The following is a 24,879-nucleotide window of genomic DNA, read 5'->3' on the forward strand; positions in this document are numbered from 1 at the left end:
AATTGAACGCATTGATGACCTCTGAATGCGAGCATCTTCAGGTTGTTTGGGTATATATATATTCAAATGGGAAACCCTTACTGTGATAAGGCATTTCCGGGCTAACAGCGAACGCCATCAATCTTTTTAATGTTTAGAGTAGGATCTCCTTCTATAAATCGAGTAAATGAGAGCGAGTTTGATTCGTTTTTAACCGGTCGGTGTGTGGTAATGCGGTTATGAAGCGAGTATCTTAGACGATTGTCCCATTTCTATAACAGGCGACACGGCTCGTCTGTCTACGTTATGCAATAAAAGGAATCTGACATGACGCAACAACCTCAGGCCAAATATCGCAAGGACTATAAAGCTCCTGAATATACGATCACCCATATCGACCTGGATTTTGACTTGCACGAATCTTCTACACGTGTGATTGCGAAGAGCAAAGTGGTGCAGCAGGTGGCTGGCTCAGATTCTATGATGTTGGATGGTGAAGGACTGTCGCTGAAGCGTGTTGAAGTGAACGGGGAAGCTTGGAACCAATATCAGGAAAGCAAAGAAGGACTATTGCTTTCCAATCTGCCAGCAGAATTTGATTTGCTGATAGAAACAGAAATTGATCCTGCCGCAAACACATCACTAGAAGGACTTTACCTTTCTGATGGTGCATATTGCACACAGTGTGAAGCAGAAGGCTTCCGCCGTATTACTTATTATCTGGATCGTCCGGATGTTCTTGCGAAATTCACCACTAAAATTACTGCGGATAAATCAGCATTCCCATTCCTATTGAGCAACGGTAACAAAGTTGGCTCAGGCGAAGCAGAAGGTGGTCGCCACTGGGTGCAATGGGAAGACCCTTATGCAAAACCAAGCTACCTGTTCGCTTTGGTCGGCGGTGATTTCGATTTGCTGGAAGATACCTTTACGACTCGTAGCGGTCGTAATGTGGCGCTTGAAATTTTTGTCGACAAAGGCAACTTAGACCGCGCTACCCACGCGATGACCTCTTTGAAAAACTCCATGAAGTGGGATGAAGATCGTTTCGACCTTGAATATGATCTTGATATCTACATGATCGTCGCTGTTGATTTCTTCAATATGGGTGCGATGGAGAACAAAGGTCTTAACGTCTTTAACTCGAAATACGTGCTGGCAAATTCTGATACGGCAACGGACACAGACTACCTCGGCATTGAAGCGGTTATCGGTCACGAGTATTTCCACAACTGGACGGGTAACCGTGTAACCTGTCGCGATTGGTTCCAGTTGAGCTTAAAAGAAGGGCTGACCGTTTTCCGTGACCAGGAATTTTCTTCCGATCTGGGTTCTAGAGCGGTAAACCGCATCAGCAATGTTCGTGTGATGCGTGGCCCTCAGTTTGCTGAAGACTGCAGCCCAATGGCACATCCGATCCGTCCTGACAAAGTGATCGAAATGAATAACTTCTACACCCTGACCGTTTACGAAAAGGGAAGCGAAGTCATTCGTATGATGCATACATTGCTTGGTGAAGCGAAATTCCAAAAGGGCATCAAGCTGTACTTCGAGCGCCATGACGGAACAGCAGCAACTTGCGAAGATTTCGTGAAAGCAATGGAAGATGCTTCCGGCGTTGACCTCGGCCAATTCCGTTTGTGGTACAGCCAATCGGGTACGCCGACACTTGATGTGACCGATGAATACAATGAAGCGACTCAGACATTATCGCTCACCGTAAAACAACACACGCCAGCCACCGCAGATCAAAAAGAGAAACAGCCGCTGCTGATCCCATTTGATATTGAGCTGTATGATGCGAATGGTGATGTTGTTGAGTTACAACGTAACGGTGAAAAAGTACATCATGTTCTAAGTGTTACTGACGCAGAACAAACCTTTGTGTTCGATAGCATCACTGAGAAGCCAGTGATTTCAATGCTGCTTGAATTCTCCGCACCAGTAAAACTTAACTACGACTACTCAGACGAAGAACTGGCATTCCTGATGGTACACGCCCGTAACGAATTTGCGCGTTGGGATGCTGGCCAAATGTTGTTGGCGAAACATATCAAAGCAAATGTTGCACGAGTCCAGCGAGGCGAAGGTGTGGAACTGCCGAGCGAAGTGGTTGATGCATTCCGTGGTGTCCTGCTCAACAAAGACTTGGATGTGGCGTTGATTGCAGAAGTACTCACGCTGCCTAGTGAAAATGAAATTGGCGGTTGGTTCGATGTTGTCGACGTTGATGCCATCAATAAAGTACGAGGTGAAATCAAGCATCGTCTTGCCGTAGATCTGGCTGATGAGTTCAGTGCGATTTACCACACGCTGAAGCAAGACCAATACACCATTGACCATGCAGCAATCGGAAAGCGTTCATTGCGTAATGTTTGCTTAAGCTATCTCGCTTCTAATGAGCAGGGTGAAGCTTTGGTGACGGCGCACTATGAAGAATCCAATAACATGACCGACACTGCTGCAGCATTGGCGGCAGCAAACCATGCTGAACTGTCAAACCGCGATGCCCTGATGCAGTCTTTCAGTGATAAGTGGCAACATGATGGCTTGGTTATGGACAAGTGGTTTGTACTGCAAGGTTGTAACCCTGCGGCGAACGCACTCGAAAATCTCAAGGCGCAAATGAGCCACCCAGCATTTAGCTTGAAGAACCCTAACCGTACGCGCTCACTGGTCGGATCTTTCTGCAATGCTAACCCTGTGCATTTCCATGCGAAAGATGGTTCGGGTTATGCGTTTTTAACGGAAATATTGCTTAAACTGAACGAATCGAACCCACAAGTTGCATCGCGTTTAATAGATCCATTGCTCAAATTTAAGCGTTTCGATAAAGAACGCCAGAATTTAATGCGCGCACAACTCGAGCGTTTGGCTGCTTTGGGTAATCTTGCGAAAGATCTTTACGAGAAAATCAACAAAGCGCTGGAAGCTTAAACCGTACGCTTGCTAATTAATATCGATTAGGTAATTTAAAAGCCGTCTAAAAGGAGACGGCTTTTTTATGAACTCAAGTGTCTATTTATTTTCTGTGGACATCGATTACCACATTTTTCAGCAGCATTATAGCGGTGCTGCGTCAACCGTAGTTGTCAGAACCGACAATGGTTTAACACTGCAACTACCTGCATCAAGACTGCGTCCATATTTGAGTCAACTGGGTGTAAAAGGGCGATTTCGCTTAACAGTTGACGAAAACAACCGTTTTAAATCTCTTGAACAAATTGGTTAAACCGTACGGCAATCACATAACTAAAAACTCGAATCTAATTAACGAAAATTGATGTAACGAAATTATAAATGACGCCGTAAACTACTCCATGAGTCGCAAAGACTAATTAACCTCTATACTCATAGCGATTACATAAAAAATATATGGAGTAAACCATGACCGCGCGTGACCCTATTGTGCCGGTGTTACTTGAGAAGGTTTATCATCTTATTGCTGAAAAACTGGACAAGACACAGCAACCGCTTGTAGAAACTTTGGCAAAAAGGATTTTGGGTCCCATCTCAGATGATGATTTGCAGGAAAGGAATGAATCCGACCTCTACGGTGCTGTTATCAGCCTGTGGCATCATTTGAACGCTTTCGAACAAGACAAAGTTTTTGTTAAAGTCTTTAACCCTACACTGAGTGGAGACGGATGGCAGTCCACCCATACCATCGTCGAAATTCTCACCCCAGATGCTCCGTTTCTCGTTGACTCTGTCCGCATGGCGCTCAACCGTCTGGACATTGCATCACACCTGATGTTGAACGGACCACTGTCAGTTGAGAAAGATGCGAAGGGTAGTGTTAAAGCAATCGGAGACGACAAAGGGGTAAGGCAAACTGTCTTCCACCTAGAAATTGACCGAATGAGTTCGAAGAAGGAGATGTCTGCTCTGGAGGAAGAGTTGACGGAAACCCTCACGGACGTTGCATTGATTGTTAATGATTGGCAGCCAATGCAAAACAAGATCAAATCAGTGATTGAATCACTCAAGAAAGACAAACCGCCGGTCAGCAAAGACCTCCAACAAGAAGCGGTGGATTTCCTGCAGTGGATTGCATCCCACAACTTTACCTTTATGGCATATAAGTACTACGAACTGAATGCAATAGAAGGTGACCACGAACTGAAAGCCTCATCGCTAGAGGGTTTAGGTCTGGCGAAAAAGCTGGATCCAAAACGTCCTGGTCTAAAGTTGTCTGAAATGCCGGAATCTGCACGTGCAACTGCACTTCGCAAAGACTTGTTGGTCATTAATAAAGCCAGCAGCAAATCGCGCGTTCACCGTCCAGCATACATGGATTACATTGGTATCAAGTGCTTCGACAAGAAGGGCAATGTTATCGGTGAGCATCGATTCCATGGTCTCTACGCATCGTCGGCATACAACCAGTCAACCACCAACATTCCAGTGTTGAAAAACAAAGTTCGCCGGATCCTAGATATCAGTGGCTACTACGAAGGATCGCATTCGTGGAAAGCGCTGGCGAATATCATTGAAAACTTCCCACGTGATGAACTGTTCCAGGCCAGCGAAGCAGAGATGCTCGATATTGGTATGGGGATTGTTCAGGTTCAAGACCGTGACATGCTGAGAATCTTCGTGCGCCGCGACCCATTCGGCCGTTTCTTCTCCTGCATGGTTTATGTTTCGCGTGAGCGATACAACACGGAATTCCGCCGCGCAACCCAACGCATTCTGGGCAACTACTTTGGCTCGGATCAGGACGTTGAGTTCAACACTTTCTTCTCAGAAAGTCCGTTGGCGAGAACCCATTACATTGTCCGTGTAGATAACAACAACTTTGACATTGACGTGAAGAAATTGGAACAGAACCTGACTGAAGCAGCATCAACCTGGGATGATCGTCTGCAAGAAGCGGTGATCACGACCTTTGGTGAGAACCTAGGTACACCAGTTGCCAAACGTTACCTCGGTGCATTCCCTCGCTCATATAAAGAGGCGATGCTGCCGGGTTCAGCGGTTGCGGATATTGAGCGCCTTGAAGGACTGAGCGAAGAGAAAAAGCTGGATATGCTTTTCTATCGCCCTCAAGAAGAGCCTAAAGATTCGCGTGCAGTACGATTGAAGCTGTTCCAGAAAGATGAAGCGATTCACCTTTCTGACGTAATGCCAATGCTCGAAAACCTTGGTCTTCGCGTGATTGGTGAAGCACCGTACAAAGTCGAGACGACGTCTGGCGATGTTTATTGGATCCTAGACTTCTCAATGCTGCACAGCGTGAGCAATGGCTTTGTATTGTCTGACGCGCGCGAGCGTTTCCAAGATGCGTTCGCAGGTATCTGGCACGGCAAACTAGAGAATGATGGTTTCAACCGTCTGGTTTTGAATGCGGGCCTGAGTGGCCGTGAAGTGACGATTCTTCGTTCTTATGCGCGTTACATGCGTCAGGTCGCGTTCCCATTTAGTCAGTCTTACATTGAAGAAACGCTGGCTTCACACGCAGATCTCGCGCAGCTTTTGGTTCAACTCTTCAGCAAGCGATTTAATCCGAAGAAGAACAGCGATAAAGATCAGAAACTGATCATTCAGAAGATCGAAGAAGAGCTGGAGCAAGTCGAAAGCTTGGATGATGATCGTATCATCCGACGTTACATGGAAATGATCCTTGCAACCCTTCGTACGAACTTCTACCAGAAAGATAAGGAAACTGGCGAAAACAAAGATTACCTGTCTTTGAAACTGCAGCCGGGCAATATTCCTGAAATTCCTAAACCTGTACCTTTCTTTGAAATCTTTGTTTACTCGCCAGATATCGAGGGTGTTCACCTTCGTGGCGGTAAAGTTGCCCGTGGTGGTCTGCGTTGGTCTGACCGTCAGGAAGATTTTCGTACTGAAGTACTTGGCTTGGTGAAAGCGCAACAGGTTAAGAATACCGTGATTGTGCCTGTGGGTGCGAAAGGTGGCTTCGTTTGTAAGAAGCAACACTCGCTAAGCGGCCGTGACGAGATCTTTGCAGAAGGTCAGCGTTGTTACCGAATCTTTATCCAAGGCTTGTTGGATATCACTGACAATATTGTTGAAGGTGATTTGACGCCACCACTTAACGTCGTTCGCCATGATGAAGATGACCCTTACTTGGTTGTTGCGGCCGATAAAGGGACAGCGACTTTCTCTGATCTTGCGAACTCTGTGTCTGACCAGTATAACTTCTGGCTGGGTGATGCATTCGCATCAGGTGGTTCAAACGGTTACGACCACAAAGCCATGGGCATCACGGCAAAAGGTGGTTGGGAATCGGTGAAACGTCACTTCCGCGAAATCGGTATCGACTGTCAAGAGACTGATTTCACTTGTGTGGCTGTTGGTGACATGGCCGGTGACGTATTCGGTAACGGTATGTTGCTGTCTAAGCACATTCGACTGCTGTCCGCATTTAACCACCTGCATATCTTTATTGATCCAAACCCAGATTCAGCGAAATCCTGGGTTGAGCGTGATCGTCTGTTCAAACTGCCACGTTCAAGCTGGGAAGATTACAATCCTAAGCTGATTTCGAAGGGCGGTGGTGTGTTCTCGCGTAAAGCGAAATCCATCGAGCTGACACCGGAAATCCAGAAGATGTTGGGTGTGCGCAAGCAAACCATGACACCGAATGAGTTGATCAAACAGATCCTGAAAACCAATGTGGATCTGTTCTGGAACGGCGGTATCGGTACTTATGTGAAATCAGAGTCCGAAACCCACACTGACGTAGGTGACCGCGCGAACGACGCAGTACGTGTTAACGGCAACGAAATGGGTGCACGTATCATTGGCGAAGGCGGTAACTTAGGCATGACGCAACTCGGCCGTGTTGAATACGCAATGAACGGTGGCCGTGTTAACACTGACTTTATCGATAACGTCGGTGGTGTGGATTGTTCAGATAACGAAGTCAACATCAAGATCTTGTTGAATGGTCTGGTGGCTGCAGGGGATTTGACATACAAACAGCGCAATGAGCTGCTCGAGCGTATGGAAGATGAAGTCTCTGACATCGTACTTGATGACGCTTATTGCCAGAGTGAATCAATCTCAGTGACCTCTGAGCAACAAGCTTCTCTGTTGAAAGAGCAAATCCGCTTTATCCATTACCTCGAAAAAGACGGAAAACTGGATCGCGCACTGGAATATCTGCCAGATGATGAAACACTGGCTGAACGCCAACTACGTGGTCAAGGTTTGACCCGACCAGAAATCGCGGTATTGGTGGCTTATGGCAAGATGGTGCTGAAAGAGCAGTTGGTGATTGAGCAAATCACCCAAGACCCGCATTTCGGTAAGCTACTGCCGGCATACTTCCCACAGGAGTTACAACGTAACTATCGCGATGCGATGGAAACGCACCCTCTACGTGGCGAAATTATCGCAACCAGCCTCGCAAACCAAATGTCGAATGACATGGGCTTTAACTTTGTTACCCGTATGCAAGATGAAACTGGCGCAAGCGTCGGTGATATTGCGGCGGCTTACGCGATTGCCCGTGAAGTGTTTGATTTTGGTCAGACGTTTGAAGATGTTCGTGCATTGGATAACAAGCTACCCGCACAGGTTCAGTATGCAGTGATGTATCGCTGCAGACGAATGATGCGCCGCACCACGCGTTGGATTCTCCGTAATCCGATGAAAGGGAAAGGTCTGGAAGAACAAGTGGCGTTCTACAAACCAGCGGTTAAGAACCTGGCGGACAACCTTGAAAAATATCTGGTTCCTGCGGAAATCAAAGAGCATGAAGAACAAGCGGAAGAGTACATTATTCAGGGTGTGCCAAAAGACATCTCGAATAAGGTTGCCCGTTTGACCAGTCTCTACGCAGGTTTGGATCTGGCGCAGGTTTCAGATCAAATGAAGAAACCGTTTGATGTGGTTGCCCGTCTGTACTTTGTACTGGGTGACACGCTGTCGCTGCACTGGTTCCTTAAGCAGATCACAAACCAACCAGTGGAAAACCACTGGCAGGCACTGGCTCGTGCATCGTTCCGCGAAGATCTGGATTGGCAACAACGCATGTTGACTGCTCATATTCTGGAAGGAATGAAGAAAGGCGAGAGCGCAGAGCTTGGTTTAGAAGCGTGGATGGTAGAGCATGCCGTGAGTTTAGGTCGTTGGGAAAGCATCGTTGCCGAGTTTAAAGTCGGTTCCGCCCACGAATTTGCTAAATTCTCCGTTGCATTGCGGGAACTTACGCTTTTAAATTTGAATTAAGCCGATAAAGCGTTAATAATACAGCCCCGTTTATACGGGGCTTTTTTTTGGAGGTTACATGATGTACCGCCTCGCCAGATCGGCAATCTTCCAGTTGGATCCAGAACATGCGCATGATCTGGCTATCAAGAATCTTTCGCGTTTCACCGGCACTCCTCTCGATATCTTTTATCGTCAGCATCTTCCTCCTCGTCCTGTTCAAGTCATGGGACTGCATTTCAAAAACCCAGTTGGCCTTGCGGCTGGCCTTGATAAGAACGGCGAATGCATTGACGCGTTTGGCGCAATGGGTTTTGGTTTCGTAGAAGTAGGGACAGTAACACCACGCCCTCAAGATGGTAACGACAAGCCTCGTTTGTTCCGCGTGCTTCCGGCAGAAGGCATCATCAACCGCATGGGTTTCAACAACCATGGTGTCGATGCGCTGGTGGAGAATGTGAAGAAGGCAAAGTACGAAGGTATCATCGGCATTAACATCGGCAAGAACAAAGACACGCCGCTGGAAAATGGCAAAGACGATTACCTGATCTGTATGGACAAAGTTTATGACCATGCAGGGTATATCGCGGTTAACATTTCTTCGCCAAACACGCCAGGACTTCGTTCGTTGCAATACGGTGAAGCGTTGGACGATCTTCTTTCTTCTTTGAAAGAACGTCAGAACAAACTGGCAGAAGAGAAGGGCAAGTATGTTCCTCTCGCATTGAAGATTGCACCAGACATGACCGAAGACGAATTGGTTCAGGTGGCAGACTCTTTAGTGCGCCATGGTATTGATGGTGTGATTGCAACTAACACCACTCTTGATCGTTCGCTGGTGGAAGGCATGCCGCACGCACATGAAGCGGGTGGGTTGAGTGGCCGTCCTGTTCAGAACAAGAGCACGGAAGTGATTCGTCGTTTGAATCTGGAACTGAATGGCAAACTACCCATCATCGGTGTAGGTGGTATTGACTCAGTGATGGCAGCAAAAGAGAAAATGATGGCAGGTGCGGAACTTGTTCAGGTTTACTCTGGTTTCATCTACCACGGCCCACGTCTGGTAAAAGATATAGTTCGAAATATTTAAGCCTGAAAATTAAGAAATTAGAACGAGAAGGGGAATTTGTTTCCCCTTTTTTTTTCTCTCCTGCCGATTAAACTTCTCCGAAAGCACCTTTAATTTCAATGGTCACGGACCGAATCTCAGGTTGTCGCAGGAGCGAAAACGATGTTGAAGCCAAATAATGCGTGGAAGTGGTACTTCGATTCCGAAGCTCAAACGCTGATGCTGGATTTGGGTCAGGAGATGGTTTTCCGTGTTGCTATTGAAAAGAAACACCTCATCCCCGATGCGTTTGTCGATACCCCATTTTCAGTCGATGACGCATCACTCTTTCAAGCTTACTCAGATGCAGTAAGCGTCTTACCTTTATCTGGCCCTAGAAAGGCCGAAATCGTTTTGAACGCAGTGGCAGCAAAACGCTTCCATAAACCGCTTCTACCTAAAAGCTGGTTTTTTCAGGCTCAGGAAGGGGACCTCTCTCCAGAACTAGGTTCCATTATTGAACTGAAAACCGATCACGGCAGCGAAGCATTCCTGGTTATTGAAAATGCAGGCTCAGCATCCTTGTGCATGCATGCCAGTGAGAGCCCGCTTATGCTGAACGACACTAAAAATATGCGGTTTTGCGAAGCTATAAAAGTAATGAATGACCGGTTATTTACATACCAACAGCAATACGATAACGGCAGTGGTCATTATGCGTTAGTGGGCTGATAGAGCGGCTTCTATCAGCCCCATTTTCTTTCCGTTGTTTGACTTAAAAAATCCCTTACTCCCAAACCCAAAATCGAGCGCTCAGCGCACCCTGCCAGAAACATATGCTTGCTCTTTATCCCTAAAGAGAAATGACCCGATCTCATGGCATGAAAAAGGACAATGCTGCTTCGATAACGTGTGCCTTTATGTTCTGTAAAAAGGTTTTACGCGACGGAAATCCTTCATCAATCTTGCCGAAGAATGAGGCTCAGGTTTCACTCGCTGAGTGATAAAAATCTTCGGTGCATTCTCAATATTCTCTGGTAAATAATCCGACAGACTTAGTCCGACATTTCGTCGATTTAGCTGATAATCGGGGGAGATGCTCCGGATATTAATAGTGACGAATGTCACATTAAGTGAAACTATCTGCTGTATTTTTGCTCTCTCTTTCTTCTTCATTCAAGCCAAAATTTGCTCAATTTGGTAAACATTAATGCCATTTCTTCCTCCTTTATAGAGGGAGATACATCCAAAAACGCTCACTGGTATATACCAGATTTAAGGGTTTGTTCGCATTTCCTGTTGGGAATTAATCTAACCAAATTTAGAATCACAAAGTCATATTTAATATGTCTTTGTGGATAAGTGTGTGCTTACTTATTATTCGAAGGGCAATGAATGAAATGAGAAATTGTCGCCGAAAGATAGCGGCATTCTAAGCGGATTAAGCATGTTTCCCTTGGGAAACGAAAATCCGCCTGTGGATAAGTGAGGGGTGATGGAAAGGTGAGCGTGGGATTGTGAGAAATCGACTTTGTGCGAAGCGTCTTTTTTGAGGGGTGATTAGGCATGGCTATGTCTTGCCCAACAGCCCCCAGAGTCTCGGCAAAAAAGGAGCATCCGTATATCAAGGAAAATAGTGAGATATATCACCCTTGATAGAGCGTTGGCGTCTGAATTCGTTTATAATCGCGCGCAACATTCCTCAGAATCCATTTCCATGAATCAATATTTAGCAATTACCTCCCGCGGTTTAGAAAATCTGCTAGCAGAAGAACTACAAAAACTGGGTGCTAGCAGTGTGAAAGCTGTAAGCGCTGGTGTTCGTTTCCGCGCGGATGAAAAGACTCTCTACACGTGCTGTTTATGGAGCCGCACGGCGTCACGCTTCATTCTTGTTTTGGGTGAATTCGCAGTGCGTGACGACATGGACCTGTATCTGGGCGCATCTGCCATTAACTGGCCACAATATTTCAGCGAGAGAAAGCGTATTGCTGTTGATTTCAATGGTACAAACCGTGAAATCCGCAATAGCCAGTATGGTGCGCTGAAAGTGAAAGACGCGATTGTAGACCGCTTCGTGAAGGCGGATTTAGATCGCCCTAGCATCGATCGTGAGCAGCCAGACCTACGTATTCACATGCGACTCTCTAAAGAGCAAGGCCTGCTGGGTATCGACATGGTGGGTTCTGGCTTGCACCAACGCGGCTATCGCACAGAATCTGGAGCTGCACCGCTTCGTGAAACCAACGCTGCGGCATTGGTCATGAAAAGTGGTTGGACGTTTGATAAGCCTTTGCTGGACCCAATGTGTGGTTCAGGTACCTTGCTGATTGAAGCGGCGATGATGGCCGCAGAAGTGGCACCAGGCCTGAAACGCAAGCGCTGGGGCTTTGAAGCACTGAAATCATTCAATCGTGAAGAGTGGATGGAAGTACACGCGGAAGTAACTTTCAAGTCGAAGAAAGGGCCTGCGAAGTGCGAAAGTAAATTCTTCGGCTTCGATAACGACCGCCGCGTGCTGGAAACCGCTAAGGCAAACGCCCGTCGTGCTGGCGTAGCAGACCTGATTCAGTTTGAGTTAGGTGACGCAGCGGAACTGACGCGTCCAGAAGGCTTCGAAGAGGGTAACATCATTTGTAACCCTCCATATGGTGAGCGTCTGGGCACTACGCCGGGCCTTATCGCGTTATATACCCAATTAGGTGTGCAGTTGAAGAGCCAATTTAAAGGCTCAATTGCATCTATCTACTCGGGTTCTGACGAGTTGCTGAGCTGCTTGCGCATGCGAGCAGACAGTACTTACAAGCTCCGTAATGGCGCGCTTGACTGTGTGATGAAGACTTATCACATTACTGCACGTGGCGAGATGACAACGTCACAAGGCGACTCTGCTCCTCTCGCTGATGTAGCGCCTGAGTTTACCAACCGTCTTCGCAAAAATATCAAGAAGTTGGAAAAGTGGGCTAAGCAACAAGGTGTTGAATGTTACCGTCTATATGATTCAGACCTGCCTGATTACAACGCGGCAATTGACCGTTACAGCGACAACATCGTTATTCAGGAATACGCGCCACCTAAAACCGTCCCAGAAGAGAAAGCACGTCGCCGCCTGCTGGATATGGTTCGCGCCACAATTGCTGTGACGGGCGTCAATGCCAATAACGTGGTTCTTAAAACCCGAGAGAAGCAAAAGGGCACTAGCCAGTACGAGAAGCTAGGTGAAGCCAAGCGCTTTATGAAGGTTCACGAGTACGGTGTGACGCTGGAAGTGAATCTCTATGATTACCTGGATACAGGCCTATTCCTGGATCACCGCTATACACGTAAGATGCTGGGTGAAAAAGCAAAAAGCAAAGACTTCCTCAACCTGTTTGCTTATACCGGTACAGCGACCGTTCACGCGGCGGTAGGCGGTGCTAGATCGACAACCACGGTAGATATGTCGAAGACTTATCTTGCCTGGGCTGAGCGTAACATGAAGCTTAACGGCAAAGTAGGTCGCCAACACATGTTTGAGCAAGCTGACTGCCTGAAGTGGCTGTCATTGGCGAAAGGGCAGTATGACCTGATTTTTATCGATCCGCCGACCTTCTCGAACTCTAAGCGCATGCTCGATACGTTTGACGTCCAACGTGATCACATCAAACTGATGACTGAACTTAAGCGTCTGCTGCGTGAAGGCGGAGAAATCGTCTTCTCTAACAACAAGCGTAACTTCAAAATGGATGTCGAAGCGCTGGCAGAGATAGGCTTACAAGCTCAGAACATCACAAACCGCTCAATCCCTATGGATTTTGAGCGTAACAAGCAGATTCATAACTGTTGGATTATCACACACAAGGAAGGTTAATGGCCTTAATCCTCTACAGCACGGAAGGGTGTCACTTATGTGAAGAGGCATTGGCGCTATATCAGGCAGCGGGTAAAACCGCTGCCTTGCGCGTTGTAGACATAGCGTTTGATGACGCTTTGTTTGAGCGTTACGGCGTCACTATTCCGGTGCTTTCTCTCCAAAATAATGACGGCTCAGTCGACGATGAACTGGGCTGGCCATTCGATTCTTCAGCTTTAAACACTTGGTTAGTAAAACATGGCATTGATTAACATCACTAACGCGCAACTGGCTTATGGTGATAACCCGTTGCTGGATCACGCAGAGTTTGTCCTGCAGCAGGGCGAGCGGGTTTGTTTGGTTGGCCGTAATGGCGCAGGTAAATCAACCTTAATGAAGGTGATTCATGGCACAGTTCAACTCGACGACGGCAGCATTAACCGCCAACAAGATCTGAAAGTTTCCCGCCTAGAGCAGGATCCTCCGCGTGATGCTGAGGGAAGTGTTGTTGATTATGTCGCTGAAGGATTGGCAGAGGTTGGTGCGCAACTCAAAGAGTATCACGACCTTCTGGGCTTAATTGAGCATGACCCAAGCGAGAAGAACATTAATCGCTTGGCACGTGTTCAAGAGCAACTGGAGCATTCCGGTGCGTGGCGCTTTGAAAACCAACTGACCACGGTACTAGGCGCGTTGAAACTGGATGGCACTAAAAAGCTGTCTGAGCTCTCTGGTGGCTGGCAGCGCAAAGCGGCGCTGGCTCGCGCGCTGGTGTGTGATCCAGACGTTCTGCTGCTTGATGAGCCAACCAACCACCTAGATGTGGCGACCATCATCTGGCTGGAAACCTTCCTGAAAGATTTCAAAGGTGCCATCGTCTTCATCTCACACGACCGTGCATTTATTCGATCTATGGCAACCCGTATTGTCGATTTGGACCGTGGCCAACTGACTTCCTGGCCGGGCGACTATGAGAAGTACCTAGAAGGCAAAGAAGAGATGCTCCGCGTAGAAGCTGAGCAGAATGCTGAATTCGATAAGAAGCTGGCTCAGGAAGAAACCTGGATTCGTCAGGGTATCAAAGCACGCCGTACCCGCAATGAAGGTCGTGTGCGCGCTCTGAAACAGCTTCGTCGAGAGCGTGCGGATCGCGTAGAAGTGCAGGGCAATGCAAACATTCAACTGGATGAAGCTGTGCGCTCGGGCAAGATTGTGTTTGAAGCGAGTGACATCGACTACCACTGGGATGGTAAAAAGATCATCGGTGACTTCAGTTTCAATGTGATGCGCGGTGACCGTATTGCGCTGATCGGACCCAATGGCTGCGGTAAAAGTACGCTGTTGAAGCTGATGCTGGAAAAAATCGCGCCAGACTCCGGTAAGTTCCATGTGGGTACCAAGTTGGAAGTCGCTTACTTTGACCAGTACCGCGAAAAACTGGATCCGGAAAAGACAGTTATCGACAATCTGGCAGAAGGCAAGATGGAAGTAGAAGTAGGGGGCCGTAAGCGACATGTGCTCGGTTATCTACAAGACTTCCTGTTCCATCCACGCCGTGCCCGTACGCCGGTAAAAGCACTGTCAGGTGGCGAGAAAAACAGGCTTCTATTGGCACGCATTTTCCTAAAACCCTGTAATCTTTTGGTGCTCGATGAACCAACCAACGATTTGGACATCGAAACGCTGGAACTTTTGGAAGAATTACTTGCCAATTATCAGGGTACGTTACTGTTGGTGAGCCACGATCGTCAGTTCGTCGACAATACCGTTACTCACAGTTGGATTTTCGAAGGCGATGGTGTCATCCGCAAATTTGTTGGTGGCTATCACGATGCGATGCAGCAACGTGAGAACTATCTAAAGACCATCGAGTCAGAAAAACCGAAAGCGAAGGAAACTCCAAAGGAAGAAGCGCCTAAAAAACAGGCAAATAACAATAAGCCGGGCAAAAAACTGTCTTACAAGTTGCAAAGAGAGCTTGAAGCACTTCCACAGCTTATTGAAAACCTAGAGAATGAAATCGCGCAAATACAGGAATCGGTAAACGATCCTGCGTTCTTCCAGAAAAGCACGGAAGAAACACAGCCCGTTTTGCAGCGTTTGAGCGATGCAGAAGCTGAGTTGGAAACCGCCTTTGAAAGATGGGAAGAACTCGAAGAGATGCAAAAGGAATCGTAATGCAGTTCAACAAATTCAAACTATCAGCTATCGCACTTGCGGTGGCTGGTATCCCTGCGGTAGCAAATGCTGCCCTGTACCAAGTCCAGTTGATGGATGCACCTTCAAGTAATTCATCTCAAACAACAGCCATTTCTTCTGATTCATCGAAGGTTGCTGTTGAAGGTTTGAGTGGTCCTGTTGGTCTGAACTACTCAGAAGAACTGCCTTACATGGTAGATGTTGAGCACTTCATTAACAGTCAGGACGATCTCTACCGTTACTGCCGCGATTTTCTGGGTTACAACACTTGTGAAGAGTGGGCTGATGAAAGGTGGTACGGTGTTCAAGCGAGCGGAGCTGTCTGTGATAGTGAAGATAGCTCGCAAAATTGCCTTGGTGGTTTGAAGAAAGAAATTGATGCCTGGAGCAATGGTTTCAGCAGCAATAGTGTCGCCACAGTAAACGGAACGTCTGTTAATCCTTTTGGTAATGGTGTTTATGGCACTGAACCCCCGGGCAGTGCAGATCCCTCGTCGACCAATGTAGTTGTTAACTCAGTGACAGATGGAGGCGTTCCAGTAGGTGCTTCAAGTGGTCCTTACACCAACTCTGGATCTATTCACGCACGAGCATTCCAACGCAGGGGCTTTTACGGTGAAGCAGAAATGTTGCCACCATCCGGTTCAAGCACAGTCATAGAAGCGATTGGACAAACCAACGCGAACGGCGTGATTGAAGCAGCAGGTCAGACTATTGTTTTCGGTTCAGCTTCAGTAGCAAACATGGCTGATGTGGGTAACGGGAACAAAGTTCCTGAAGACACTGGTCTAGCCAATCTTTCAAGCTGTGCAACTAACCTGAATTACTCGGATCGCGCTTGCCAGTACTTCCAATTTGCCAATCAGGCTTCTATTTGGTTGGCATCAGGCTCTGGTGCGGCTGATGCCGTCAATGCTTTTGCTATTGCGGATTTTCCTAATGGAGCGACGGGCAACACTGACGACACAGCGCAAGCTAGCGTAAATGCAGCGGCTATTGTAAGTAACAGTGCTCCAACCATGGTTGGTTTTAATACTTATAACGACAGTGGCTTTTATGCTCGAGCTGTTAAATACACACCAGTTGCCGACTTCGCTACCTGTATCACAGGAACCACCAAACGCTGCTGGGATATGTCGCTGATCCCTGGTGTCGATATTCGTCAGAGCGGAGACATCATTTATCAATACACCGAAGCGACTGATATTAACAGTAGTGGTGTTGTCGTTGGGGTGGCAAAGAATGCGCGCCTGAATAACGGTGCTTATGCAGAAACCGTATTTGTTAACAATGGCAGTTCCACCACGCTTCTGGGTACGTCACAGAGTGCTCTGTTCTTTAACGGGTACAACGCGACTGCTGCGGCTATCAACGACAATAATGAGCTGGTAGGTAAGGTTGATATCGAGAATTCACGTGATCGATCACGTCGTCAACGTGGCTACATCTATGCGCACGGTACACTGAGTGCTGACTTTGACGGCACGCGTGGTTGGCGTCTGGATGATTTGACTAACGATGACAATCCAACCGGAAATGCTAACCACTTCCGTATCGCAGAAGCATTTGATATTGCTGCAAATGGCGATATTGCCGCTTCAGCTTTCTACTGTGCTGGTGGATACAGCTCAGTAGCGCATAACGCAAGGTGTAACGGAACCGAAGAGCTGGTAGCTGTAAAACTGGTTCGCCAGTCGGGTGATATTTCTCCTCGTCCAGAAGAAAAAAATGTTATCGAACGTAGCGGTGGTGGTATGGGGGCACTAGGTCTCGGCCTATTGGCACTGGGCGGAATTTTCCGCCGTAAAAAGTAATTTCACTTTCTGGCTCATCTTCACAAATTTTTGTTGGATGAGCCTTTCGATGCTTGATTATTTATTAACCATGCGTGAATCTTAATTGGTGAGGGTCATAAAAGATCAACTTGAATGAAACCTCACTGAAAAGATACAACCATCTTAGGATAAGAGGGCGAATATATGAAAAGACAGAAGCGAGATCGTTTAGAGCGAGCACAAGCGAAAGGCTATCAAGCTGGTGTAAACGGTCGATCCTCTGAGACATGTCCCTATCAAGCCATGGACGCGCGCAGCCAATGGCTAGGAGGTTGGCGCGAAGGTCGAGATACGAAAGTATCGATGCTGAAGTAACTTTTTAACCCACACCAAACTATACATGAGCCCCGGAAAACGGGGCTTTTGTTTACCATTTAATGCACTATAACTATATATGTTTGACTCTACTTAAGCTTCGTTACAGATCGATAGTGGCTAGCGCGTTGCTTATTAGGTGGGAGCGGGAGAGGAGGTAAAACACAATTAACAAAAAACCGCCCGGAGGCGGTTTAGAATTTGGCGTGTCGATATCGACTTAGAAAGAAGAGGTATCTTGGAACAAGCCTACTTTCAGGTCTTTCGCTACGTAGATTTCTTTGCCATCCACCAGCACACGGCCGTCAGCCAGACCCATCACCAGTTTGCGGTTGATAACACGCTTCATCTGGATTTCATACGTCACTTTCTTCGCGGTAGGCAGGATTTGGCCAGTAAATTTCACTTCGCCAACACCCAGTGCGCGACCTTTGCCTTCTCCACCGACCCATCCGAGGAAGAAACCAACCAGTTGCCACATTGCGTCAAGGCCAAGGCAACCAGGCATAACTGGGTCACCAGGGAAGTGGCAATCAAAGAACCATAGGTCTGGAGTAATGTCTAGCTCGGCAATGATAAAGCCTTTGCCGTGATCACCACCTTCGTCCGTGATGTTAGAAATGCGGTCCATCATCAGCATGTTTGGTGCTGGAAGCTGTGGACGACCTGGTCCGAAAAGCTCTCCTTGGCTAGAGGCTAGGAGGTCGTCTCTGTCGTAAGAGTGGCGTTTCATTAGCATTAAACTGCTCCTGCAAAAAGATAGGAGCAGATTAGCGTACACGTGTACGCTAAACAACTCGGATCAGTTGTGGTTTAACCAGTTTTTAAGCTTATTTATTAAGGATGTGTGACGGGTCTCACCGTGATGAAAAACATCAATTCTCTGGGCGATTTTGCCGAGAAGTGTCTCAGTTTCAACACCATTTTCCTCTTCTTCATCACCGCTAAATGGTAAGCCCGTGATCAGTGGGAAAGCTTCCTCAACATGTTCGACAGCCCAAATGTGGAAGTTTCCGTCGAGAATAGCTTCAGTGACTTCTTTGCTCAGGCACAGCGCGTTGAGGTTGGTCATCGGCAAGATAACACCTTGATCACCTGTCAGGCCTCTATGCTCACAGATGTGATAGAAGCCTTCGATTTTCTCGTTGATGCCGCCAACGGCCTGTACACGTCCAAATTGGTCAACAGCACCGGTGATGGCGATGCTTTGATTAATTGGGGTTTGGGACAAGGCACTGACAAACGCACAAAGCTCAGCAAGGGAAGCACTGTCACCGTCTACTTCGCAGTAAGACTGTTCGAATACAATGGACGCGGAATATGGCAGTGGCTCGTCTAAGTCCAGCGCAGCGCTAACGAACGCCTGCATGATCATCATGCCTTTGGCGTGTATGTTGCCGCCGAGTTCTGCTTTACGCTCAACATCGGCAATATCGCCGTCACCGAAGTGAACCACACAGGAAATACGTGCTGGCTCGCCATATGCCATCGGGTGTCCGGGCATTTCAATTACTGTTAGGCCGTTTACCTGACCAATGTGTTCGCCACGGGTATCAATGAATACCTGACCTTTATGAATGTCATCAACTGCGCGTAATGGCAGGTAAGACTCTCTGAAGTATTTGGCTTCGATGGCGGCTTCAACATCTGCTGCCACAATTGTCTCGCCAGTGCTTTGATAGTCAGCTTCACGCAACAAGGTTTGTGTCCAGAGCGGGCAGAGCGGCAATCTTTCCTGATCTTCGGTATATCTCGCACCAGCCTGCATCACACGTTGAGCGGCTTCTGGATCGAGAGGCTTGATACCGAAAGCTTGTTGATGGCCTTTTAGCACCGACAGGTAGGTACCAACGTTCTCTTCAGTCAGATACATGTCCTGTTCGAATTCGGTGTAGCTCGCCAAACCATGTAATTCAGGTTCGCCAGCTTCAAAGTCAGACATCAATGCGCGATCGCCAACGACGATAACTCTGACGGAAATTTCTGAAGGTGGTGGTAGCTCGCAGTAAACATCTGGTTTTGCGCTTTTCCAGCCCAGCTTGTTCGTTGAAAGTAGAGACTTCAATCGGCTCCAAACGTTGGGTTGCGCAAGAATGCAGCCAAGAGAAATGAGAAGCACGCCGCCATTTGCTTGATGGAGGAGACCATTCACTGTTCGTGACGTTGTCACATCTGAATTATTCGGATACACTGCGCCAAACAGCTGAACTTCATCGATATTCTCTGCGATGACCACAGGCATATCATCTGACGGTAGCGCCGCTTTCGTCATGCTCTCGAGCAATTTCAGGTAGTCATAAACATCTGGTGCTGTTACCAGAAGAAGACGCGGGAAGTGATGCTCATGAACGAGACGTTCAATGCTGCTTTTTAATCTCGGTTGCAATGCACAAGGAGAGGTCGCTTCGATAGCGGCGTATTGACGAATGTGCGCTTCAACATGAGAAAACTGCGGCACGACGGACTGCCAGGAAACTTCTTGCATACGTTTGGGTATCAACTTTTTCAGTGTATTAATTACCGATGAGTATAAATGAATACGCTCCTTCAAAGTAGCGAAGATAACCAGTTGTCGGTGTTAAAGAAACGAAGTGAATAAAGTCTCGATACAAAAGGGTTCAGTTTTGATATCTGAATAGAAAAGATCAAAGAGATACGCAGAGTTAATTTGATTAAAAAGTAAACTGCTGTTACGCTGTCACTGTATTTCACATTTATTTTGCTCTCAACCAAATAAAACTCGAATTATGAAATATCAACAACTTGAAAACCTCGAAGCCGGATGGAAATGGAGCTATCTGGTCAAAAAGCATAAAGAAGGTGCGAACGTTACACGTTATGTCGACACCAGCGAGGTCGAAGCCGCGGTGAAGTCGCTGTTAGCGCTCGAACACGAGCCTACAAAAGTGATCGAATGGATCGGCGAGCACATGTCTTCGGAGCTTGATACGAAGCTCAAGCAGGCGATTCGTGCGAAGCGTAAGCGTCACTTTAATGCTGAACAAGAACACACTCGCAAAAAGTCGATTGACCTGGACTTCCGAGTTTGGGAAAAATTGTCTTTGAAAGCGCAGGAACTCGATGCGACGCTCTCGGACACGATTGAATACCTGATTGGTGAAGCCAACCGTTCCCAGAATGCTAACAAGAAAGTAGATGCGCTGAAGAAGGATTTGAGTAGTTTGCTCGACATGTAAGGAGTGTGCATGGAGTATTTTCTCGCAGCCAGCTTTATCGCTTTATTCGCTTATCTTTTGGTTGATCGTCCTATTATTCTTATCAAGTTTAAGGACGGTCAGCTCGTTAATAAGAAAGGGAAAATTCCTCATGGGTTTCTTCATGACTGTGAAGAAATCAACAAGCGAACGCCTTTCAGCGGCACCATCAAGGTGTATCGAAACCGTTTTAATCCTGCCAAGCTGGTTCTATCAAAAGATATTGACCACAAAGTGCAACAACGTATCCGCAACGTGTTTCCTCACAAGTCTTTCAAGTAGTTATCATTTAAGTCGCCATGTCATCCGTTGAACCCATCGCATTTCGTCTTACCAGAGGTGCAGATCTCAAGCAGTCGATTCTAGACGCCGTGAAAACGCATCAGATTAGCGCTGGCTGTGTTGCATCGCTGGTGGGGTGTCTGTCTGAACTAAAAATTCGGGTGGCGGATGGAAAATCTACGCTGAGCAAAATCGAGCCATTCGAAATCCTTTCTGTTTCTGGCACGCTCACGCTAGAGCATGTTCATCTACATATTTCGGTTGCGGATAAACAGGGCGCAGTGATAGGCGGTCACTTGATGGATGGGTGTGTTGTCAGCCACACTGCAGAAGTCTGCTTGTTACGGTTTGAAGGTTACGGGTTCAGTCGAGAGCATGATCCCGATACTGGCTTCACCGAGCTGGTGGTGAACAAAGAATAAATACAATAACGGATGCCTAAAAAGCGTCCGTTTTTGTATTCGTGCAGTTTTACTTCTTTTATTCATTGAATTGAATGACTTATCACTAAAGTGAAAAAATTCCCGAGGGAAGTAAAATAGTTCATGCGTAAGTATTCATGATTCTGAATTTATCTTCTAAATTTCATTACGCTACAAGACATTCATTGGTCATTTTTTCTTCAAGTCCTTCCAAGAAACCCCAAACTTTGCCAGATACTTTTGAAGCCTCGCTGAATCGTTAGACTGAACCTTTTTCGTGCGACTGATATTGAACAATTCACGTCCTGCAGACGCCATCGAATCATGTCGGTCACACACACTCAACACATAGTTAAGCTGGTGCACGTCAAAGGTGTCCAAATCCTCCCTGACTTCGTCATCTAACAGAGAAAGATAGGAACTGGAGCTTTCATTAGACGAGCCGCTCCACATACCTGATAGACGCGCTATTTCATCGTCTACATCTTCAACCGCGATCCTGGATGAATCCGCCAATGTGCCCAATCGGGTGACTGCAGAGCTTAAGTCGCGGAAGTTACTGTTCCAGGTGGCCTGATGAGAGAGCGCAAAGGAGAGGAACTTATCGCGCGCTTCTTTGTTGAAGCGGATGCGATCACCATGTTTCTCGGCGAAGGCCATCACTTCATAATCCAGATTAGGCTCAATATCCTCTTTGCGGTCTTTTAGCCCAGGAAGTGGATACGTCCACAAGTTGATTCTCGCCAGCAAATCCTCACGAAACGTGCCCTCTATCACCATGGCTTTCAAATCACGGTTTGTACCGGCGATGAGTTGAAAGTTGCTGTTTACGTCCTTGTCGCTGCCAACAGGGTGAAACCGTTTGTATTCGATGGCATGAAGCAACATAGCTTGCTCCTCAAGCCCAAGCTCGCCAATTTCATCCAGAAACAGTAACCCTTTGTCGGCAGCGCGAAGAAAACCTTCACGCGCCGCAGAAGCGCCCGTGAAAGCGCCTTTGGTATGTCCGAACAGCGCCGCCATCGCATTCATTCCTTTAAGCGTTGCGCAGTTCACAGTGACAAGTTCTCCTTTGAGCAAGGCACGGCGCTTTTTAAGCTGATAGATACGCTGAGCGAGTTGGCTTTTCCCTGCACCTGTTGGTCCGGTAAGCAGGATAGGGGCAGTGGAGCGAATCGCGACCTTTTCGATCTGCGAAATCATCCGGTTGAAGGCTTCATTGCGTGTTTCTATGCCGCCTTTCAGAAAGGTTTCGTCTTCAATTCGTGCATTATCAAAGCGCGTGGCGAGCTGGTCATAGCGAGACAGATCCAGATCGATAATCTGCACACGGCCAATGGTCTTATCTTCCTTGGACAGGTCTGGCGCAGACTGGATTAGCTTCCCCGGAAAGTGACGACTCTCCGTCAGAAGGTAGCTACAAATCTGTGCCACGTGAGTGCCCGTCGTGATGTGGAAAAGGTAATCATGATTATCGATGTCGAAATCCATCGCTTCACAAAAGTCATAAAGCTTGGCGTACACCTCTTCAAAATCCCAAGGGTCGCTAAAGTTCATCTGGCACAGGGCCACATTTGTATCTGGCGAGACTGACTCGATATCAACGGCAACGTTATTGGCAAGGCGCTTGGAATGGTTGTCATGCAGTAAATAAAGCGTGTCGATAGACAGGCTCTCTTGTTGAACCAATCCTACATTTGGTCTCCAGCGTGTCCATCTATCAACCCGTTTTCCAATTCTGTCTAACTGTGTGCCCAAAAGGCTGACAACAATCGTTTTCTTCATCACCGCATTCATATCCAAAAAGATATATCCATATCTAAAAGTATCGAATAATTGAATGTTAACGGCAATGAATTTGGCGACTGATAATCGACTGAAAATATTTTAATTCAATAAAAACAATGAAATAAAAGTTAATTCTTACTCTTCTTTTGAAACTGGCACGTGACTTGGAATAACAAGTTCGTGGTTAGCGGCGTGTGGTTCTGAATGCCACCCCGGTGCATCTCACACTGTGATTGTGTATACCAACCACGCTTCCCCTGGGAGGGAGCAGGAAACTGCCGAGGGTTCGATTCCCTAAAAACTACTAGATAGCTAAACGGTAAAGCAGCGGACATGTTCCGTCACCTGCGGGTTCGATTCCCGCTCTAGTCACCTTAACTGATAGTTCAATTGGTAGAACGGCGAAGTTAATTCGTATGTCGTGGGTTCGAGTCCCACTCAGATAACGCATAGAAATGGAAACAAGGAAACGAACGGAGCAACCAATGAGATGAAGACGCAACCGTGCAGAAGGGTAAAGCAGGCAGGAAGCTCCCTTTACCAAGAGCGACAGTTGCCACTGCATCTTCACGCTGTGTCCTTTCGTTTCTCACTTAAACAAGGAAAAAGATTATGTTTCGTAAAACCATCAAAATTGCAGAAAACGAACGCGCACTGGTTTTTCAAAACCAGAAACTAACCCAAGTGCTTATGCCGGGCTTACACAAAATTTGGGACATGAAAGACGATATTGAATTCGAAGTTTTCGATATCGACGAGCTGTATTTCTCCCAGAAAAACGGAGAGCGTTTATACCAAGGCTCAGCCTCTTTGAAGGAGCACATCCAACACGAGAAACTTCAGGATACAGAAGTAGGCATGTTGTATCTTGATGGCATGTTGCGTGGTGTGGTGGCACCGGGAGAGCGTCTGTTTATGTGGAAAGATGCCGGTGACATCCGATTGGATCGTATCGACATTGCAGATACACCGCTGGTGGAGGATAAGACGCTGTATTTGATCAACAAAGCCGGTGTGAACCTGGCGACGCGTTTGATCCGCAGTGAATCGACGGTCGCAGTGAAACCTGTGGCGGTGGCGACAGTGAAAAACAGCCATGTCGGTCTGTTGTACATCGACGGTAAGCTGTCGGAAAAATTGTCTCCGGGCACTTATGGCTACTGGCAGTTCAACCGCGAGTTTCAGTTGAAAAGCTATGACACGCGCACCCAAATTCTGGAAGTGTCAGGTCAGGAAATCATGACCAAAGATCGCGTTAGCCTGCGCATCAACTTAACCGCCAACATCCGCATCCTGGATGCTGAAACAGCTGCCAGCAGCGTGGATGATGTCGAGCAATACGCCTACAAACTGCTTCAGTTAGCGCTGCGTGAAGCCATTGGCACCAAAGCATTGGATGATTTGCTGTTGGACAAGCTCTACGTGGGTGAAACCGTGAAAGAGCTGGTGGCAGAAAATCTGAAAGCGGTCGGTGTCGAGTTAGGCAACGTGGGTATGAAAGACATCATTTTACCCGGTGAAATCAAAGCGATTCTCAACCAGGTGGTTGAAGCGCAAAAAGCGGCAGAGGCCAACGTGATCAAACGTCGTGAGGAAACGGCAGCGACGCGAAGCCTGCACAACACCGCCAAAGTGATGGAAAACAACCCAACACTGATGCGCCTGAAAGAGCTGGAAGCACTTGAAAAAGTCGCGGACAAAATCAGCAACCTCAACGTCTACGGTGGTCTGGAAGGACTCATGCAAGGCGTGGTGAAAATGACATAGAAAACGCGTCTTG

Annotated in this window: 17 protein-coding genes and 1 tRNA gene; 15 read left to right on the top strand and 3 right to left on the bottom strand. The window is 47.3% G+C overall.

What is annotated here, in order from left to right; translation table 11 throughout:
- Nucleotides 1–306 precede the first annotated feature (306 nt).
- The 10 genes from pepN (at nt 307) to rmf (ending at nt 17,392) form a co-directional block, all read left to right on the top strand.
- Nucleotides 307–2,916 carry an aminopeptidase N gene (gene pepN, locus D515_RS06185; protein WP_002537073.1) on the top strand — a complete coding sequence of 870 codons (2,610 nt, stop codon included), beginning with the start codon at nt 307–309 and terminating at the stop codon, nt 2,914–2,916.
- Nucleotides 2,917–2,983: 67 nt separating this feature from the next.
- Entirely contained in the window at nt 2,984–3,211 is a 228-nt protein-coding gene (locus D515_RS06190) for a DUF2835 domain-containing protein (protein ID WP_002537074.1), read from the top strand.
- Between the two features lie 155 nt (nt 3,212–3,366).
- On the top strand, nt 3,367–8,184 hold the full coding sequence (locus tag D515_RS06195; protein WP_002537076.1) for an NAD-glutamate dehydrogenase: 4,818 nt from the start codon (nt 3,367–3,369) through the stop codon (nt 8,182–8,184).
- Nucleotides 8,185–8,242: 58 nt separating this feature from the next.
- Nucleotides 8,243–9,253 carry a quinone-dependent dihydroorotate dehydrogenase gene (pyrD, locus tag D515_RS06200; protein ID WP_039849701.1) on the top strand — a complete coding sequence of 337 codons (1,011 nt, stop codon included), beginning with the start codon at nt 8,243–8,245 and terminating at the stop codon, nt 9,251–9,253.
- A gap of 141 nt (nt 9,254–9,394) precedes the next feature.
- The gene (locus D515_RS06205) at nt 9,395–9,943 is read left to right on the top strand and encodes a cell division protein ZapC (protein WP_002537081.1); all 549 of its coding nucleotides are present in this window, start codon (nt 9,395–9,397) and stop codon (nt 9,941–9,943) included.
- A gap of 985 nt (nt 9,944–10,928) precedes the next feature.
- Nucleotides 10,929–13,061, top strand: a complete 2,133-nt coding sequence (rlmKL, locus tag D515_RS06210; protein ID WP_039849712.1) for a bifunctional 23S rRNA (guanine(2069)-N(7))-methyltransferase RlmK/23S rRNA (guanine(2445)-N(2))-methyltransferase RlmL — start codon at nt 10,929–10,931, stop codon at nt 13,059–13,061.
- Nucleotides 13,061–13,315 (top strand): glutaredoxin family protein, encoded by a 255-nt coding sequence (locus D515_RS06215; RefSeq protein ID WP_002537084.1) that lies wholly within the window; start codon nt 13,061–13,063, stop codon nt 13,313–13,315. The genes rlmKL and D515_RS06215 overlap by 1 nt, the downstream gene beginning before the upstream one ends.
- The gene (gene uup, locus D515_RS06220; protein WP_002537086.1) at nt 13,302–15,221 is read left to right on the top strand and encodes an ATP-binding cassette ATPase Uup; all 1,920 of its coding nucleotides are present in this window, start codon (nt 13,302–13,304) and stop codon (nt 15,219–15,221) included. Before D515_RS06215 ends, uup begins: the two co-directional genes overlap by 14 nt.
- Complete coding sequence (locus tag D515_RS06225) at nt 15,221–17,056, top strand: DUF3466 family protein (protein WP_002537088.1); 1,836 nt, start codon at nt 15,221–15,223, stop codon at nt 17,054–17,056. The genes uup and D515_RS06225 overlap by 1 nt, the downstream gene beginning before the upstream one ends.
- A 165-nt stretch (nt 17,057–17,221) precedes the next feature.
- Nucleotides 17,222–17,392, top strand: a complete 171-nt coding sequence (rmf, locus tag D515_RS25210) for a ribosome modulation factor (RefSeq protein ID WP_082111327.1) — start codon at nt 17,222–17,224, stop codon at nt 17,390–17,392.
- A 220-nt stretch (nt 17,393–17,612) separates the two neighbouring features.
- On the opposite strand, the gene fabA is transcribed toward rmf, so the two are convergent.
- Together fabA and D515_RS06235 are read right to left on the bottom strand one after the other, a co-directional pair.
- The gene (gene fabA, locus D515_RS06230) at nt 17,613–18,131 is read right to left on the bottom strand and encodes a bifunctional 3-hydroxydecanoyl-ACP dehydratase/trans-2-decenoyl-ACP isomerase (protein WP_002537089.1); all 519 of its coding nucleotides are present in this window, start codon (nt 18,129–18,131) and stop codon (nt 17,613–17,615) included.
- A 63-nt stretch (nt 18,132–18,194) separates the two neighbouring features.
- On the bottom strand, nt 18,195–19,877 hold the full coding sequence (locus D515_RS06235) for an AAA family ATPase (RefSeq protein WP_002537091.1): 1,683 nt from the start codon (nt 19,875–19,877) through the stop codon (nt 18,195–18,197).
- Between the two features lie 262 nt (nt 19,878–20,139).
- Between D515_RS06235 and matP the strand changes: the two genes are divergently transcribed.
- From matP to D515_RS06250, 3 genes are read left to right on the top strand one after another with little or no spacing between them, the layout of a single operon-like run.
- Nucleotides 20,140–20,589 carry a macrodomain Ter protein MatP gene (gene matP, locus D515_RS06240; RefSeq protein ID WP_002537092.1) on the top strand — a complete coding sequence of 150 codons (450 nt, stop codon included), beginning with the start codon at nt 20,140–20,142 and terminating at the stop codon, nt 20,587–20,589.
- 9 nt (nt 20,590–20,598) lie between these two features.
- Nucleotides 20,599–20,889 carry a DUF3634 family protein gene (locus D515_RS06245; protein WP_002537093.1) on the top strand — a complete coding sequence of 97 codons (291 nt, stop codon included), beginning with the start codon at nt 20,599–20,601 and terminating at the stop codon, nt 20,887–20,889.
- A 17-nt stretch (nt 20,890–20,906) separates the two neighbouring features.
- Nucleotides 20,907–21,311, top strand: coding sequence for a PPC domain-containing DNA-binding protein (locus tag D515_RS06250; protein ID WP_002537095.1), 405 nt, complete (start codon nt 20,907–20,909; stop codon nt 21,309–21,311).
- 189 nt (nt 21,312–21,500) lie between these two features.
- On the opposite strand, the gene rtcR is transcribed toward D515_RS06250, so the two are convergent.
- Nucleotides 21,501–23,096 carry an RNA repair transcriptional activator RtcR gene (rtcR, locus tag D515_RS06255; RefSeq protein WP_039849713.1) on the bottom strand — a complete coding sequence of 532 codons (1,596 nt, stop codon included), beginning with the start codon at nt 23,094–23,096 and terminating at the stop codon, nt 21,501–21,503.
- A 306-nt stretch (nt 23,097–23,402) separates the two neighbouring features.
- On the opposite strand from rtcR, the gene D515_RS06260 reads away from it, so the two are divergent.
- Both D515_RS06260 and D515_RS06270 read left to right on the top strand, forming a co-directional pair.
- Nucleotides 23,403–23,471, top strand: a tRNA-His gene (locus D515_RS06260).
- A 240-nt stretch (nt 23,472–23,711) separates the two neighbouring features.
- Nucleotides 23,712–24,866 (top strand): slipin family protein, encoded by a 1,155-nt coding sequence (locus tag D515_RS06270; protein ID WP_002537099.1) that lies wholly within the window; start codon nt 23,712–23,714, stop codon nt 24,864–24,866.
- Nucleotides 24,867–24,879: the final 13 nt, after the last annotated feature.

The sequence above is a fragment of the Grimontia indica genome, from assembly GCF_000333895.2.
GTDB classification, from domain to species: domain Bacteria; phylum Pseudomonadota; class Gammaproteobacteria; order Enterobacterales; family Vibrionaceae; genus Enterovibrio; species Enterovibrio indicus.